The sequence below is a fragment of the Pseudomonas sp. SDO524_S393 genome (assembly GCF_054071875.1).
This window is the reverse complement of sequence record NZ_JBSVVZ010000026.1, coordinates 33,227-50,160: the sequence shown is the minus strand read 5'-3', so window position 1 is coordinate 50,160 and position 16,934 is coordinate 33,227. Positions and strand designations below refer to the sequence as shown.

General features: G+C 63.4%; 13 protein-coding genes and 2 pseudogenes. 13 read left to right on the top strand and 2 right to left on the bottom strand.

Annotated elements, in window-relative coordinates; translation table 11 throughout:
* Positions 1-83: 83 nt before the first annotated feature.
* The 8 genes and pseudogenes from ACW9IB_RS13870 (at position 84) to ACW9IB_RS13835 (ending at position 10,013) form a co-directional block, all read left to right on the top strand.
* On the top strand, positions 84-950 hold the full coding sequence (locus ACW9IB_RS13870) for a LysR substrate-binding domain-containing protein (protein WP_457414078.1): 867 nt from the start codon (positions 84-86) through the stop codon (positions 948-950).
* Positions 947-1,462, top strand: a complete 516-nt coding sequence (gene mug / locus ACW9IB_RS13865; RefSeq protein ID WP_457414077.1) for a G/U mismatch-specific DNA glycosylase — start codon at positions 947-949, stop codon at positions 1,460-1,462. Before ACW9IB_RS13870 ends, mug begins: the two co-directional genes overlap by 4 nt.
* 266 nt (positions 1,463-1,728) lie before the next feature.
* Positions 1,729-2,889, top strand: a complete 1,161-nt coding sequence (locus ACW9IB_RS13860; protein ID WP_457414076.1) for a hypothetical protein — start codon at positions 1,729-1,731, stop codon at positions 2,887-2,889.
* A 111-nt stretch (positions 2,890-3,000) separates the two neighbouring features.
* Entirely contained in the window at positions 3,001-3,891 is an 891-nt protein-coding gene (locus ACW9IB_RS13855; protein ID WP_457414075.1) for a bestrophin family protein, read from the top strand.
* Positions 3,892-4,047: 156 nt separating this feature from the next.
* Positions 4,048-5,127 (top strand): annotated as a pseudogene (locus ACW9IB_RS13850) (HAMP domain-containing protein); the annotation flags it as partial.
* A gap of 321 nt (positions 5,128-5,448) precedes the next feature.
* Positions 5,449-5,991, top strand: a pseudogene (locus ACW9IB_RS13845) (methyl-accepting chemotaxis protein); the annotation flags it as partial.
* A gap of 293 nt (positions 5,992-6,284) precedes the next feature.
* A complete protein-coding gene (locus ACW9IB_RS13840) occupies positions 6,285-8,693 on the top strand; it encodes a glucose/quinate/shikimate family membrane-bound PQQ-dependent dehydrogenase (protein WP_457414074.1) in 2,409 nt (802 codons plus the stop codon).
* A 54-nt stretch (positions 8,694-8,747) separates the two neighbouring features.
* The gene (locus ACW9IB_RS13835; RefSeq protein ID WP_457414073.1) at positions 8,748-10,013 is read left to right on the top strand and encodes a carbohydrate porin; all 1,266 of its coding nucleotides are present in this window, start codon (positions 8,748-8,750) and stop codon (positions 10,011-10,013) included.
* A gap of 6 nt (positions 10,014-10,019) precedes the next feature.
* Here ACW9IB_RS13835 and rpiB read toward each other — a convergent pair whose 3' ends face one another.
* Positions 10,020-10,502 (bottom strand): ribose 5-phosphate isomerase B, encoded by a 483-nt coding sequence (gene rpiB, locus ACW9IB_RS13830; protein WP_457366833.1) that lies wholly within the window; start codon positions 10,500-10,502, stop codon positions 10,020-10,022.
* Positions 10,503-10,765: 263 nt separating this feature from the next.
* Here rpiB and ACW9IB_RS13825 point away from each other — a divergent pair, with 263 nt between their 5' ends.
* Genes ACW9IB_RS13825 through dhaL form a run of 5 tightly spaced genes read left to right on the top strand, consistent with a single transcriptional unit; the run spans position 10,766 to position 15,683 of the window.
* A complete protein-coding gene (locus ACW9IB_RS13825; protein ID WP_457414071.1) occupies positions 10,766-12,247 on the top strand; it encodes a sugar ABC transporter ATP-binding protein in 1,482 nt (493 codons plus the stop codon).
* Entirely contained in the window at positions 12,244-13,221 is a 978-nt protein-coding gene (locus ACW9IB_RS13820; RefSeq protein ID WP_457414070.1) for an ABC transporter permease, read from the top strand. Before ACW9IB_RS13825 ends, ACW9IB_RS13820 begins: the two co-directional genes overlap by 4 nt.
* A 14-nt stretch (positions 13,222-13,235) precedes the next feature.
* Entirely contained in the window at positions 13,236-13,994 is a 759-nt protein-coding gene (locus ACW9IB_RS13815; protein WP_457414068.1) for an SDR family oxidoreductase, read from the top strand.
* Positions 13,995-14,030: 36 nt separating this feature from the next.
* A complete protein-coding gene (locus ACW9IB_RS13810) occupies positions 14,031-15,032 on the top strand; it encodes a dihydroxyacetone kinase subunit DhaK (RefSeq protein ID WP_457414067.1) in 1,002 nt (333 codons plus the stop codon).
* A gap of 3 nt (positions 15,033-15,035) precedes the next feature.
* Positions 15,036-15,683, top strand: a complete 648-nt coding sequence (dhaL, locus tag ACW9IB_RS13805) for a dihydroxyacetone kinase subunit DhaL (protein WP_457414065.1) — start codon at positions 15,036-15,038, stop codon at positions 15,681-15,683.
* Between the two features lie 230 nt (positions 15,684-15,913).
* On the opposite strand, the gene ACW9IB_RS13800 is transcribed toward dhaL, so the two are convergent.
* The gene (locus ACW9IB_RS13800) at positions 15,914-16,891 is read right to left on the bottom strand and encodes a sugar-binding transcriptional regulator (RefSeq protein ID WP_457366839.1); all 978 of its coding nucleotides are present in this window, start codon (positions 16,889-16,891) and stop codon (positions 15,914-15,916) included.
* Positions 16,892-16,934 lie beyond the last annotated feature (43 nt).

The following is a 16,934-nucleotide window of genomic DNA, read 5'->3' as shown; positions in this document are numbered from 1 at the left end:
GTCTTGGCGTACATGCTATGGCGGGTTAAAACGCCGGACAAACGATGGATTTTGCACAAAACTGATTAGAGGAACTTATCAGCATGCTCCACCACTGGCCGCCCCTCGGCACCCTGCGCGGCTTTGAAGCTGCGGCCCGGCTGGGCAGCTTCCACAAGGCCGCCGAGGAACTGCACCTGACCCAATCGGCGATCAGCCAGCAGATCCGCAGCCTGGAGGCGTACCTGGAACAGCCGCTGTTTTTCCGCAGCGGGCGCAGCGTGAGCCTGACCGACGCCGGGCATGATTTCCTCAGCACCACCCAGGCCCTGTTGCAGCAATTGGCCGTGGGCGTACGGCGCCTGGGGCAATACCGCAAACCCAATCAACTGGTACTCAACACCACCCCGACCTTCGCGCGTCATTGGCTGTTGCCACGGCTTGCGGATTTTCGCCGGCAACACCCGGAGGTTGACCTGTGGATCTTCAGCACCGACGAAGTGCCCGACATGGCCAGCCAGACCATCGACCTGGCCGTGCGCGACGACATCAGCTCCCAGGCCGAATGCAGCTTCAAGGTGCTGCATGCCGACCGTCTGTTCCCGGCCTGCCATCCACGCCTGCTGGACACGCCCGCTGCGCAGCGCACCACCCTGCACGGTGAACGGGAAATGGACTGGAGCCATTGGGCGGTGGAGGCCGGGGTCGACGTGGGTCAACAGGATCAGGGGTTGAATTTTTCCGATCCCGGCCTGTTGCTCGATGCCGTGTGTACCGGCCTGGGGATTGGATTGGTGAGCCAGCTGCTGAGCCGTCAGGCGCAAAAAGACGGATTGCTCACGCCGCTGGTCGAGGCGACGATTCGCGGCCCGAGCTGGGCGTTGCTGACCCACCGCGACAGCGAGCACGACCCGCTGGCGCGCAGTTTCACGGCGTGGCTGCTCAACCACTTGCAGGTAGAGCCGACATGAACGACCGCCTCGACGACATCCTCACCGACCACCTGGCCGTGGTGTTCTGCGGCATCAACCCCGGCAAAGGCTCCGCCGCCCTCGGCCAGCACTTTGCCAATCGCAGCAATCGCTTCTGGCGCACCTTGCACCTGGCCGGGTTCACTCCCCATGAAATCCGCCCGGAGGACGGCCCCACACTGCTGCACTACGGATGCGGCCTGACCACCGTGGTGGAGCGCCCGACGGCGAGCGCAGGCGAGTTGGCGCGGCATGAGTTCACGCAGGCCGCAGCGGCGTTCGAACAGAAAATCCGACGCTGCCAGCCACGCTTCGTGGCCTTCCTGGGCAAGGCCGGCTACAGCGCGTTGTCGGGCCGGCGCGAGATTGCCTGGGGCTTGCAGCCGCAGTCTTTCGGCGGTGCTGGGGTATGGGTGCTGCCCAACCCCAGTGGGCGCAACCTGGCGTTCAGTCTGGAGCAATTGGTAAAGGCTTATCGGGCGTTGTATGAAGCGTCTGGCCTGCCGGGATAGCCCACTGCGGTGAGACCTGAGGCGGTCGTCAGTGCTAAAGTGCCATCACTCAATCATCAATGGAATGGCGCACAGTAAAGATGGCTCTTTCCCCCTTTTCTAATAGCCCTGAATCGACCAGACGAATCCTTGCCCAACTCGACTGGCTGAACCCCAGATTTCAATGGGTAAAACACTGCCCCGAATTGTCCAGCTACAACCCTGAACTGTTCGAGGCGCTTGTTCATGATCCCATCGTTGACTTCTACCGCCATGATCCTCAAAGCATGTCGCCTGACGGGACAAAGACGCCCTCCCTTATCTATCTCGATGAAGAGACCCGTACTGGCCAGTTGATCAAGAACACGCGGGAGAAATTCGGCGATATCACGGCGACCTTTGCCCTGATCTTTCTCGCGCCCGACCCGCGCCAACTGATCGGCAAAGTACCGATGATTCAGGACCTCTTACGAGACGAAAACTTCGCCTACGAAAAATCCATGGCCCAGCAAATCGCCGGGCATGCCGCCGGGATTCAAGCATTTTCCGAAGACTCGGACAGCAAGGAAGCCCGTGACCGACTCATGGAACTCTCCATTCGCGCTCACTCGATCACCAGCCAGTTGAACAAACTGGACGTACTCGACAAAGAGACAAAAGCCCGCATCAACACGCTGGAAGACACCCAGAAAGCCAAGGCCATCAAGGCCAGGAAGCTGATGGTCAACCGCCTGAGGAAATTCCATGCCACGCTGAAAACCCTCAAGGCCGATGCCTCCAGCTCGATTCATGCCGCCGAGCAACACTTGGTCAACGCCAAAGAGCTGTACACCAGCCAGGTCGACCTGTCCAAAGCGGTGGAGTACTGGAAAAAACGAGCTGCCGACCACAAGCAGAGCAAGGCTTCCAGCCTCAAGCTGGTCATCGGTTCAATGGTCCTGACCGTGGCCATCGTGTTTGGTTACTACGCCATGGGCGGCATCGCCAACATGTCCCGGGACACGGCCCCGCACAACGTGGCCAGCGCTCCCGCACAAGCTGCAACGCCGACCACTGCCGCCGTCGACAAGGCACTGGCCGACGCCGCCAAAACCGAACCCGTCGCCAAGACCATCATCGTCGACACCGCCAGCGCCGGTGGCCTCGAACTGGCCACGACCCTCACCAACCTGGTGGGCGCGGCTTTGTTGCTGGCCTTGTGCAGCGTGCTGATCCGCCTGGCCTTGCGCCAATACAACACCCACTCCCATTGCGCGCTGGATGCCAACGAACGGGTGATCTTCATCGAGACCTACCTGTCGCTGATGCTGGAGGAAAAACTGACCGCCGACGCCGACCGTAAAATAATCCTCGAAAGCATCTTCAGGGCCACGCAACCGGCGACCGGCACTGACATTCCGTTTGCAACACCCGTGGACACCCTCATTCGTTTGCTCGACAAGAAATAACCCGGCCTGCGCCAGCCTGCTCCGGCGGGCTGCCTTGCAAACGAACCTTTGCCCCCAAACCCGCGTCCGAGCTTAGGCACTGTTGCTTACCGCCTATTGCGAGGTCCTCGTTTGAAAGCCACCATCGTCGAAAAATACCGCCTGATCATCAAAACCCTGGGCTACGTAGGCTGGGCCCTGTTCTGGCTGTTGCTGTGGGATATCGCCGTCACGGTGGATTTCATGCTGTTTCTCAACGCCAAGATCAACCTGCCGCTGATGCCCCTCACGTTACTGGGTTCGGCGCTGGTGGTGCTGATCAGTTTCCGCAACAGCAGCGCCTACAACCGCTGGTGGGAAGCCCGCACGTTGTGGGGGGCGATGGTCAACAATTCACGCAGCTTCGCCCGTCAGGTGCTGACCTTGCTGGACGACACCGGCGGCGAGGTCAACCCGGTCAAGGCCACGCTGCTGCGCCGCCATGTGGCCTATGTGAACTGCCTGGCAGCGCACCTCAAGGGCGAGCCGTGTCCCGAAGAAGTGCGCGCATTCATTCCCGCTGAAGAGTTCGCGCGCAACGGCGCCACCAACAACTTTGCCAACGATATCGTCACCGGCTCGGCCGCCCTGCTGGCGCGGGAATACCAGGCCGGTCACCTGGACAGCATCCGCCTGGCGCGGCTGGAGTCGACGCTGGTGGACCTGTCCAACGCCCAGGGCGGCATGGAACGCATCGCCAACACACCGCTGCCCTACCCTTATGTGTATTTTCCGCGACTGTTCATCTCGCTGTTCTGCCTGATCGTACCCGTAGGCCTGGTGGAATCCCTGGGTTGGTTCACGCCGCTGGCGTCCACGGTGGTGGGGTTCATGCTGCTGGCCATCGAACGCATCGGCACCGACCTGCAAAGCCCGTTTCACTCCAGCGAGCACCAGATCCAGATGGAAACCCTCTGCGAAACCATCGAGAAAAACCTGCAGTCGATGCAACGCGATGCGCTGGGCGGCGACCGGATCGGTTGACCGCTCGTCTGCCGGTTCTTTGCACCCTAAAGTGCCCGTCGCCCCGGTCGATACCTGAATGTACGCATGGGCCGCACCGCCTCATAACAACACATGCGACGTTAACCGCTAGCCTTTTTTTCCTTGCCAAAACTATAAATACCCGCGGGAGAAGTCATGAATATCAAGCAGAAGCTGACCTGGGCATTTGCGGGCATCGCGTGCCTGCCTGTCGTGCTGGTCGCCGTACTCGTCGTGCTCAACCTGCGCGAAGGCGCCGTGGCCAACTTCCTCGATAGCAGTGGCCGCGAGATCCGCCAGATCGACAACGGCATGCAGCAGTTCTTCGACGGCATCAGCCAGAACGTCGATTTTGTGGCCAAGGACCCACGCATCGTGGCCGCCAAGGACCTGAAGAGCTACGCCGGCGCCGACGCGCAGCAAATTCCCCTGACGCCAACCAACCATCAGCTGCTGGATATCTTCGATCGCTTTGCCAAGAGCCACCCCAGCACCGCCTACCTGTCCCTGGGGCTGAGCGATGGCGGCTACGCCAGCTGGCCCGACGACACCAAACTGACCAACTACGACCCGCGCGTTCGCCCCTGGTACCAGGCCGCCGTGGCCGCACCCGGTACGACCGTGCGCACCGGCGCTTATTACTGGGCACCGGATGACGTCACGCTGATCGGCACCGTACACACGGTGAACGATGCCAACGGCAAGTTGCTGGGCGTGGTCGGGCTGGACGTTTCGCTCAAGCAACTCACCGAACTGGTGCGCAACATCAAGCTGGGCGACAGCGGCTACCTCATGCTGGTGGAAGCCAACGGCAACGTGCTGGTGGACCCCAGCGACGCCAAGCACAACTTCAAGCCCCTGGCCGAACTGGGCCCTGACTACGCCGCGCTGGCCAAGGGCGGCGATGGCGTGACCCAGGTCGAGATCAACGGCGTGGCCTACATGGCCAACGTGGTCAGTTCCAAGGGCCTGGGCTGGCGCTTTATCGGCCTGATCAAGCGCGATGAAGTGATGGCCCAGGCGTCGAACCTGACCTGGCTGATCGTCGCCATTGCCGCAGCGCTGGCGCTGGTGTTCGCCATCGTCGGGGCGAGCTTTGCGCGGATGATCGTGCGCCCGATTCGCGGGGTTGCCGACGGCTTGCAGGAAATCGCCGAAGGTGAAGGCGACCTCACCCGTCAACTCCAGGTCCAGGGCAAGGACGAAACCGCCAGCCTGGCGGGCTGGTTCAACCAGTTCCTGAGCATGATCGCCCAACTGGTGCAGCGCATCGGCAATGCCTCTTCCGACCTGCAAACCGCCGCCGCCGATACCAGCGACGTCGCGCGCAACATGAACCAGGCGGCCGGCCGCCAGCGCGAAGCGGTGGAATTGGTGAGCACCGCGTTCAACGAGATGGTCGCCACCGCCAACGAAGTGGCCCGCTCCTGCAGCGCCGCCGCGTCCAGTGCCGACGAAGGCTACCGTGACGTGCACGACGGCCAGCAGCATATCGGCGAGGCCACCGGCAGCGTGCTCAAGCTCAGCGAAGACCTGCAACGCTCGACCCAGACCATGCAGCAGTTGGAGCAGGACAGCAAAAACATCAACACCATCCTCGACACCATTCGCTCCATCGCCGAGCAGACCAACCTGCTGGCCCTCAACGCCGCCATCGAAGCCGCCCGCGCCGGCGACCAGGGCCGCGGGTTTGCGGTGGTCGCCGACGAAGTGCGCGCCCTGGCCCGCCGCACCGCCGACTCCACCGGCGAGATCGATAACCTGTTGGGCAATCTCGCCCGCCGCACCCAGGAAGTCACCCAACAGATGCAGGGCAGCTTGCAGGTGTCGCACACCAGCGTGGAGCGCATCCAGCAGGCCCGGGACAGCTTCGACAAGATCCGTGGGTCGGTGGACTCGATCCGCGACCAGAACACCCAGATCGCCACGGCCGCCGAGGAGCAGCACCAGGTGGCCGAAGAGATCAACCGGCACATCGCGCAGATCCATGCCGATGCACAACTGGTCGAAAGCTTCGCCCACTCGGCGCAGACCGGTTCAGGCCGGTTGACGGATATTTCGGGTCAGCTCAAGGGGCTGGTGGGCCGGTTCAAGTTCTGACACACGCCTGGGGCTCTGGACTGCGTGGCCGGTGTGGCGACGTTTCTGGAGCAACCAGGCCAGAACGCCGGGTTACGCCGTGGGCTTCTGGAGAATCTCAGTCCCGCCCACGGCCGAGGTACGCATTTGCCAGTTCCAACCCGCAGGGTCGTCCTTGCGGGTTCAGGCGACGTTTAGCCACACCCTATCATCGCAGTATCCGTAATAGTCTATTGCGGAGCTAAATGTACTAACCAGTTACTTATCTTGCTAAAATCGCGTCTTTGCCCTCTCACCTTCGAGCATTTATCGATATGAAACGAGCAACGCGCGCGACTGGCGCCTCTGGATTCTTACTGCTGGGCCTGGGCGTGATCATCGCCCTGCTCGGCCTCGTGCTGGCCGCTGGCGGCATCAAACTGGTCAGCCTGGGCGGTTCCTGGTACTTCCTGATCGGCGGCGCGGCGATGGCGTTGTCGGGCGCCTTGATTGCGCGGCGCCAACCGGCGGGCGCGTGGCTGTTCGCGGTGTTTCTGGTGGGTACGGCGCTCTGGGCCGTCGCCGATGCGGGCCTGGTGTTCTGGCCACTGTTTTCGCGCCTGTTCATGTTCGCCGCCATCGGTCTGGTGGTGGCGCTGGTCTATCCGCTGCTGGTCAACCGGCCTGCGCGCGGCGCTTATGGGATTGCCGCCGTACTGGCGGTCGGCGTCGCGGTGGCGGCAGGCAATATGTTTATCGCCCACCCCAGCGTGCGCCCCACCGGCAGCGGCCCTGGCCTGACCGCCGTGAACCCGGCCAACGCACAGAAAGACTGGGCGCACTACGGCAACACCGAAGGCGGCAGCCGTTTCGCGGCGCTGGACCAGATCAACCGCGACACCGTCAACCAGCTCAAGGTGGCCTGGACCTACCACACCGGCGACGTGGCCATCAGCGACGGCAACGGCGCCGAAGACCAGCTGACGCCGTTGCAGATCGGCAACAAAGTGTTCATCTGCACGCCCCATAACAACCTGATCGCCCTCGACGCCGACACCGGCAAAGAGCTGTGGAAGAACGCCATCAACGCTCAATCGGCGGTATGGCAGCGTTGCCGTGGCATGGCCTACTTCGACGCCACCGCGCCGATCGCCCAGCCGACCCAGCCCAACAGCTCGCCGATCATGGCCGCCAGCGTGCCGACCGGCGCACAGTGCCAGCGCCGCTTGCTGACCAACACCATCGATGCCCGCCTGATTGCCGTGGATGCCGACACCGGCCAATTCTGCGAAGACTTCGGTACCCACGGCCAAGTCGACTTGAAAGCCGGCCTGGGCAATGTGCCGGACAGCTACTACCAGTTGTCCTCGGCACCACTGATGGCCGGCACCACCGTGGTGGTGGGTGGCCGCGTCGCCGATAACGTACAGACCGACATGCCCGGCGGCGTGATTCGCGGCTTCGACGTGATCACCGGCCAAATGCGCTGGGCGTTCGACCCAGGCAACCCAGCGGACAAAAATGCCCCGGCTGATGGCAGCACTTACGTGCGCAGCACACCGAACAGTTGGGCGCCGATGTCCTACGACCCGCAGATGAACACCGTGTTTCTGCCGATGGGCAGCTCGTCCACCGACATCTACGGCGTGGAACGCACCCGGCTCAATCACAAATACGGCGCTTCGGTGCTGGCCCTGGACGCCTCCACCGGCGCGGAAAAATGGGTGTACCAGACGGTCCACAATGACCTGTGGGACTTCGACCTGCCGATGCAGCCCAGCCTGATCGACTTCACGCCACCGGGCGGCAACAAGGCGGTGCCGGCGGTGGTGATCGGCACCAAGGCCGGGCAGATCTATGTGCTCGACCGCGCCACCGGCAAGCCGCTGACCGATGTGCGGGAAGTGCCGGTCAAGGCCGCGAACATCCCCAACGAACCCTACTCGCCAACCCAGCCGAAATCGGTCGGCATGCCGCAGATCGGCGCACAGACCCTGAGCGAGTCGGACATGTGGGGCGCCACGCCGTACGACCAGTTGCTCTGCCGCATCGACTTCAAGGGCATGCGCTACGACGGCCTGTACACCGCGCCGGGCACCGACAAATCCCTGAGCTTCCCCGGCTCGCTCGGCGGCATGAACTGGGGCAGCCTCTCCACTGACCCGGTGCACGGCTTCATCTTCGTCAACGACATGCGCCTGGGCCTGTGGATCCAGATGATCCCGTCGCAGAACAAGGCCCAGGCCTCGTCCGGTGGCGAAGCCCTGAACACCGGCATGGGCGCCGTACCCCTCAAGGGCACGCCGTATGCGGTGAACAAAAACCGCTTCCTGTCGGTGGCCGGCATTCCGTGCCAGGCGCCGCCCTTCGGCACCCTCACCGCCATCGACATGAAGACCCAGAAAATCGCCTGGCAAGTGCCGGTGGGCACCGTGGAAGACACCGGTCCCTTGGGCATCCGCATGCACCTGCCGATCAAGATCGGCCTGCCCACACTCGGCGGCACACTGTCGACCCAGGGCGGCCTGATCTTTATCGCCGGCACCCAGGACTTCTACCTGCGCGCGTTCAACAGCGGCAACGGCGATGAAATCTGGAAGGCCCGCCTGCCCGTCGGCAGCCAGGGCGGCCCGATGACCTACGTGTCGCCCAAGACCGGCAAGCAGTACATCGTCATCACCGCCGGCGGCGCACGCCAGTCCACGGACCGTGGCGACTTTGTGATCGCTTACGCATTGCCATAACCCCCTTCAAGCGCGGTGCGCACGCACCGCGCCTTCGGCTTTGGAATAACCCGCATGACCCCCTCTTCTTCTCTTCCCCTTGGGCGCCTGTTGCTCGGCCTCGCCTTTGGCGTCGCCCTGCCCGCTTGCGCCAGCGACACCACCCTGACCGGCGACTGGGGCGGCCTGCGCCGTGAACTCGACGAACAAGGCATCCGCTTTACCGGCGACTACAGCGGCGAAACCGCCTACAACGCCCACGGTGGCCAGCACCGTTCGGCGCGCTACTCGCAGAACCTCAAGCTCGGCGTGCAGTTCGACCTGGGCAAACTCTACGGTTTCAACCATGGCGACCGCATCCAGATCACCCTCAACGACCGTCGCGGCAACAGCGCGTCCGAGGACCTGGTAGGCAACCGCCTGCCGATCCAGGAAAACTACGGCGGCCTCTACACCCGCCTCACCGAACTGAGCTATGAGCGCACCCTGTTCACCCCGGCGCTCAACCTGAAGCTCGGCTACATGGCCATGGGCAATGACCTGGGCGGCCTGGACAGCGGCATTCTGTGCAACTTCATGAACGCCGGTTTCTGCGGGCATCCGCTGAACATGTCCGGCGGCAGCGGCTGGACCAACTACCCGAATGCGCGCCTGGGTGCACGGGTGAAATACGACTTTTCGCCGAACTGGCAAGTGCGCGTGGCGGCCTTCAACGTCGACCCGGACAGCAACGGCAATTCCAGCCGCGCCTGGACACTGAGCCCCAAGCGCACCACCGGCACCGTGGTGCCCATCGAGCTGATCTACAAGCACGCGGGCAGCCTGCCAGGGGAATACAAGCTGGGCTATTACTACGACAGCTCCGACGCAAAACGCATCGGCAGCAACAAGGAGGTCAGCGGACGCAGCGGTCACTACTTGCTGATCGATCAGGCGATATGGGCTTCGGCGTCATCCGCAGGCCGCGTGCTGCATGCCTTCGGCCAATACTCGGCGGCCAGTGAAGCGGCCTCGCCGTTCAGCAAGTGGTATGGCGCCGGCGTGGTGCTGTACACGCCGTTCGCAGGCCGCCCCCGCGACACCCTGGCCCTGGGTTATGGCCGGGCCGTGCCCAACCCGCGCAGCCGCGAGGCCCAGGAACTGGCCGCGCTCAATGCCGGCAACGACTACCCCAACCTGAACAATGCCGAACAACTGATCGAACTCAGCTACGGCTATCAGGCCACACCCTGGCTGACCCTGCGCCCGGATGTGCAATACATCATCGAACCGGGGGCGTTTTCCAGTAACCACATCGACAACGCGCTGGTGCCGGGCTTGCAAGTCAAAGCCGTGTTCTGAACCGGCTCAATCACCTGACGGCAACCCTCTGTTCGCCTGCTCGAGCGCAGCAATGCGCTCGACTTTCTTGCCGGAGCGCTCCGCTTCGAACTCCGACTCCAGAAACACTTTGACGATGCTCTTGGCCAGCTCGGGCCCGATCACCCGTGCACCGATGGACAGAATCTGCGCATCGTTGCTCTTGCGCGCGCGCTCGGCCGAATAGGTGTCGTGGGCCTGGGCCGCGCGCACGCCCTTGATCTTGTTGGCGGAAATCGCCATGCCGATACCCGTGCCGCAAATCAGCACGCCCAGGCGCTGCTCGCCCGCCTCCACCGCCGTGGCCACGGCCACGGCGATATCCGGGTAGAGCACCGGGCTGGTGGAATGGCAGCCAAAATCCTGCACTGCATAACCCAGGGTTTCGATGTACCGCTTGAGCATTTCCTTGAGTTCGAAGCCCGCCTCATCGCATCCGACGGCTACCGAAAACGTTGTTTGTGCACCCATCACTGCTCCTCCGCCGCCATTCTTTTTGATCATATGATCACTATATGAAAATATGCACAAACATTAGCGAATGGCGGACAGGTCGCTGTCAAGGCTTATTTAAAGGCAGGCCCACATAAAATCGACAAAACGAGCGGCAGGCATCGCGCCAGACCATTGACAAAACCGGCTCAAGCAGTTTAAACATATGATCACTATCCGATCATATGATCAGGTTATTGGATAAAAATACCTAATAAGAAAATCAGCAAGAGGACACACCGATGGCCACGCCATTACTGCTCCAGGCTGAACATGTTTCCAAAGCTTATGCGGGGGTTCCCGCCCTGCGCGACGGGCGCCTTTCCCTGCGGGCCGGCAGTGTGCATGCCCTGTGCGGCGGCAATGGGGCCGGCAAATCGACTTTCCTCAGTATCCTGATGGGCATCACCCAGCGTGACGCCGGCACCATCCTGCTCAACGGCCAGCCGGTGCAGTTCGACCGTCCCGGCGCGGCGCTCGCCGCTGGCGTGGCGATGATCACCCAGGAGCTGGAACCCATTCCCTACATGACGGTGGCCGAAAATATCTGGCTGGGCCGCGAGCCGCGCCGCGCCGGCTGCATCGTCGACAGCAAGGAACTGAACCGGCGTACCCGCGAGTTGCTGCAAAGCCTGGAGTTCGACGTCGACGCCACCAGCCCCATGCACCGCCTGAGCGTGGCGCAGATCCAACTGGTGGAAATCGCCAAAGCCTTCAGCCATGACTGCCAGGTGATGATCATGGACGAGCCCACCTCGGCCATCGGCGAGCGCGAGACCCTGTTCAGGGCCATCCGCCGCCTCACCGCCCGTGGCGCCGGCATCATCTACGTGTCCCATCGCCTCAGCGAGCTGGCGCAGATCGCCGACGACTACAGCATCTTCCGCGACGGCGCCTTTGTGGAAAGCGGGCGCATGGCCGATATCGACCGCGCTCACCTGGTGCGCGGCATCGTCGGCCAGGAGCTGCAACGCATCGACCACAAGGTCGGGCGTGAATGCGCCGCCACCACCTGCCTGGAGGTCAGCGGCCTGAGCCGCAACGGCGAATTCCACGACATCAGCCTGCACCTGCGCCAGGGCGAAATCCTGGGCATCTATGGGCTGATGGGCTCGGGCCGCAGCGAATTTCTCAACTGCCTGTACGGCCTCACCCTGCCGGATGCCGGCAGCGCCACCCTGCAAGGCCACCCGCTGCCCACCGGCACCCCGGCGGCGGCGATCCGCGCCGGCCTGTCGCTGGTCACCGAAGACCGCAAGGACAGTGGCCTGGTGCTCAGCGGCAGCATCCTGGCGAACATCGCGCTGTCGGCGTACAAACAGCTGTCGAACTGGTCAGTGATCAATGCGCGCAAGGAACAGGCCCTGGCGCAGAGCATGGTCAAGCGCCTGCACATCAAGGTCTCGTCCCTGGACCTGCCGGTGGAGTCCATGAGCGGTGGCAACCAGCAGAAAGTAGTGCTCGCCAAATGCCTGTCGACCCAGCCCATCTGCCTGTTGTGCGACGAGCCCACGCGCGGCATCGATGAAGGCGCCAAACAGGAGATCTATCACCTGCTCGATGAGTTCGTGCGGGCCGGCGGCGCGGCCATCGTGGTCTCGTCCGAAGCGCCGGAACTGCTGCACCTGAGTGACCGCATCGCGGTGTTCAAGGGGGGCCGGCTGGTGACCGTCAGCACCGACACCGCCCTTTCCCAGGAAGCCTTGTTGAGTCTTGCCTCATGAACAGTAAAGTCCTTGCCGCACCCGTCACTGCCGCGCCGCGCAACCGCCTGCGCCTGTCCCTCGACCGCTTCGGCCTGCCGCTGGTGTTTATCCTGCTGTGCGTGGTGATGGCGTTTTCCAGCGAATACTTCATGACCTGGCGCAACTGGATGGACATCCTGCGCCAGACCTCCATCAACGGCATTCTCGCCGTGGGCATGACCTATGTGATTCTCACCAAGGGCATCGACCTGTCGGTGGGATCGATCCTGGCCTTTGCCGGACTGTGCAGCGCCCTGGTCGCCACCCAGGGCTACGGCCTGCTGGCGGCGGTGAGCGCGGGCATGTTCGCCGGTGCCATGCTGGGCGTGGTCAACGGCTTCATGGTCGCCAACCTGAGTATTCCGCCGTTCGTTGCCACCCTTGGCATGCTCAGCGTGGCGCGGGGCATGACGTTTATCCTCAACGACGGCAGCCCGGTCACCGACCTGCCGGATGCGTTCCTGGCCATGGGCATCGGCAAACTCGGCCCCATCGGCGTGCCGATCATTATCTTTGCAGTGGTCGCGCTGATCTTCTGGATGGTGCTGCGCTACACCACCTATGGTCGCTACGTGTACGCGGTGGGCGGCAATGAAAAGAGCGCGCGCACCTCCGGTATCGGTGTGCGCAAGGTGACGTTTTCGGTGTATGTGATTTCCGGCCTGTTGGCGGGGTTGGCGGGCGTGGTGCTGGCCGCACGGACCACGTCGGCCCTACCCCAGGCCGGCGTGTCGTATGAGCTGGACGCGATTGCCGCTGTGGTGATCGGCGGCACCAGCCTGTCCGGCGGCACCGGCAGCATTGTCGGCACGCTGTTCGGCGCGCTGCTGATCGGCGTGATCAACAACGGCTTGAACCTGCTCGGGGTGTCTTCGTATTACCAACAAGTGGCGAAGGGGTTGATCATCGTGCTCGCGGTGCTGATCGACGTCTGGCGCAAGAAAAAACGCTAAGTGGAGTGTGTGCAATGCCCAATTTCTGGAACCAGGCGTTCGACCTCACCGGCCGCTGCGCCGTGATCACCGGCGGCGCCGCCGGCATCGGCCTGGCCTGTGCCAATTTGCTGGTGGAGCGTGGCGCCCGGGTGGCCTTGCTCGACCGCGATCCGGCAGTGGTCGAAGTGGCTGCCAGCCTCGGCACCGGCCACCTGGGCGTGGTGGCCGACCTGCGTCAGCTGACATCGGTACAAACCGCCGTGGACCAGGCCGCCGCCACGCTCGGGCACATCGATTACCTTATCAACAGTGCCGGCGTGGCACTGCTGGACAAGGCGCTGGAGGTCAGCGAAAGCGCCTGGGACACCACGCTGGATATCAACCTCAAGGCCAGTTTCTTCGTGGCCCAGGCCTGTGCCCGACACATGATCGAACACGGCGGCGGGCGCATCGTCAACCTGGCCTCTCAAGCGGCGGTGATTGGCCTTGATCGCCATGTAGCCTACTGCGCCAGCAAGGCCGCGGTGGTCGGTATGACCAAGGTGCTGGCCATGGAATGGGCCGCCCACGGTATCAACGTCAACGCCGTCTCCCCCACTATCGTCGAGACCGCCCTGGGCAAGCAGGCCTGGGCGGGTGAGCTGGGCGAAAAGGCAAAATTGCAGATCCCGGTGGGGCGCTTCGCCCAGCCGGAAGAAATCGCCGGCCTGGTGCTGTATCTGGTCAGCGATGCGGCCCGGATGATCACCGGGGAAAACGTGGTGATCGACGGCGGCTACAGCATTCAGTAATCCGATTCCAGACGAATAAGAACAAGGAAACGCCCTATGAATCGAGTCATCAACGATCCGGACCTGGTGGTCGAGGACATGCTCACCGGCATCCTCGTGGCGCACCCGGAACTGGCGCAGTACGAGAGCAACCCACGGGTCATTCGCAAACGCACGCCATCGCCCGCCGGCCAGGTCGGCATTGTCACCGGTGGTGGCTCGGGGCATGAGCCGGCGTTTCTGGGCTATGTCGGTCCCGGCTTGGTGGACGCGGTGGCCGTCGGCGAGATTTTCTCCTCACCCACCGCCAAGAGTTTCTTCGACGCCTTCCGCGCCGCCGACCAGGGCGCGGGCGTGGCATGCCTGTACGGCAACTATGCCGGCGACAACATGAACGTGAAGCTGGCGATGAAAATGGCCGCCAGCAAAGCCATGAACATTCGCACCGTGGTGGCCAACGACGATGTGGCCTCTGCGCCACCGGCGGATATCGCCAAGCGACGCGGCGTGGCCGGTGAAATCTTCATGTGGAAAATCGGGGGTGCCGCCGCCGCCCAGGGTTACGACCTCGACGGCGTGATCCGCGTGGCGCAGAAAGCCGTGGACCATTGCCGCTCCATCGGCGTGGGTCTGACGCCCTGCACCATTCCGGCGGTGGGCAAACCGAACTTCCAGATCGCCGATGGCCTGATGGAACTGGGCATCGGCCACCATGGCGAGCCGGGCATCGAAGTGGTGCCGGTGGAATCCGCCGCCGCCATGGCCGAGCGCATGCTCGCGCCGATCCTGGCCGACCGCGACTTCACCCAGGATGAGAGCGTGGTGGTGCTGGTCTCAGGCCTCGGCGCCACGCCGGTGATGGAGCTGTACATTTTCTATGCCGAGGTCGAACGCCAACTGCGTGCCAAGGGCCTGCGCATCCACCGGTGCTACGTGGGCAATTACTTCACATCCCTGGAAATGATGGGCGTGACCCTGACCCTGCTCGGCCTGGACGCCGAACTGACCACCCTGATCGACCAACCTTGCCGTTCCATCGGCATGACCCAGGCGGAGTAAAGCATGAGCGAGCATTTTCCCGGCAACACCGGCAGCGCCATCGTCACCAGCCTGGTGGCGGTCATCGTTGCCAACCGCGAGTACCTCAGTGAAGTGGACGGCGCCATTGGCGACGGTGACCACGGCATCAACATGGCCAAGGGGTTCTCCCGCTGCGGCAAAAGCCTGGAGGGCCGTGAGCTGTCCCTGGCCGACGCGCTGGACGAGCTGACCCTGGCGCTGATGGAAGGCATCGGCGGCTCGATGGGCCCACTGTACGGCAGCCTGTTCATCGGCATGGCCGACGAAGTGCGAGGCCGCGACACCATCGACGCGGCGACCTTCGCCAGGCTGCTGCGCGGCGGCCTCACCTCATTGCAGGACATCAGTGATGCGGGCGTGGGCGACAAGTGCCTGATGGACACGCTGATACCGGCGGTCGAGGCCTTTGAACAGGCCCAGGCCGGCGGCGCGTCATTCCGCGAAGCCTTGCGCCAGATGAAGAGCGCCGCGTCCCAAGGCCGCGATTCCACCCGCGACCTGGTGGCGAAAATCGGCCGCGCCAGCCGCCTTGGGGAGCGCTCCCTGGGGGTGCTGGATGCCGGCGCGGTCTCCTGCTGCCTGATCCTCACCGACCTCGCCGAATCAATCGAGGCCCGGCTGATAGCATAATCGCGGATGTCCTTGTAGTGAGCGGGCTTGTCCCGCGCCGGGCTGCGCAGCAGCCCCAACAAGACCCCCGCGTTTCTACAGGTAAATCGGGTTCTCAAGCCTCAGGGCCGCTTCGCGCCCCAGCGCAGGACAAGCCTGCTCACCACAAAAAGCCTCCTGCCGCCGCTGAAAAAATTTCAGTCGGCAATGACCATTGCGGGCGTTCAACCGAACAGCTTCAGGTCGCGACCCTAACGGCGCGTGGCGTCATCCAGGGCAAGGATCGTGTAGGCGTTCGACACCGTCGTCGCCAGGGTGTTGATCACGCCTGAGCGCAAGGCCCCCAGCGTGGCAGCCGCCTTGGTGTTCTCGCTGGCGATCGCCACCACATCGGGAATGCGCACCAACTCCGGCACGGTGAGGCCAATCACCCGCCCCTGTATGGCGTTCACCGCCGGCTGCCCGTGAATGTCGATGAAGTCGTAGCCCATCATGTCGCCGACCGTGCCGGACACCCGCGCCTGGGCGATTTCCTGGGGCGAGAACCAGCCCATTCGCACCATGTTGCTGTTCTCGCTCATGTCGCCGATGCCGATCAAGGCGATATCGGCGCGGCGAGCGCGGTCGAGGGTCGAGCGCACGGTGTCGTTGTTCATCAGGATGCCGTGCAACTCGTGGTTGGCCACCAGTGCCGGGGCATAGAGGGTTTCGCTTTCGGCGCCGAAGCGCAGCGCGAGGCGGCGGCAGATGTGGTCGGGGTTCATGTATTCGCCGGCCTTGAGCGAACCGCCGATGGCGCAGACAAAGGTGCAGTTGCGCGTGACCGGCAAAAACACGTTGTCGGCCACGGCGCCGACGTTGCGGCCCATGCCGACCGCGACGATCATGCCATCGCCGAGCGTGCGGTTCAGGTAGTTGGCCACCAGGCTGGCCACCGCCGAGCGCTGGGTGTCGGGGTCTGCGTGATCGACCGCGATCAGTGCCCGGTCCAGCTGGAACCGCGACACCAGCGCCTGCTCCAGCTCCGTATTCAAGGCCGGATGCTGCAACACCCGTACTTCCACCACCCCTTCATCACGAGCGCGCTTGAGCAGCCGGCTGACCTTGACCCGGGACAGGTCGAAGCGCTTGGCGATGGCTTCCTGTGTGATGTTGTCGAGGTAATAAAGCATGGCCACTTCCGTCATCAGGTCGATGTCGCTGGCGGCACGCTGGGCACTGTCGGTCATGGGAGCTTCCATTTACGCCACAAAAAACCATTCTCCCTAGTCT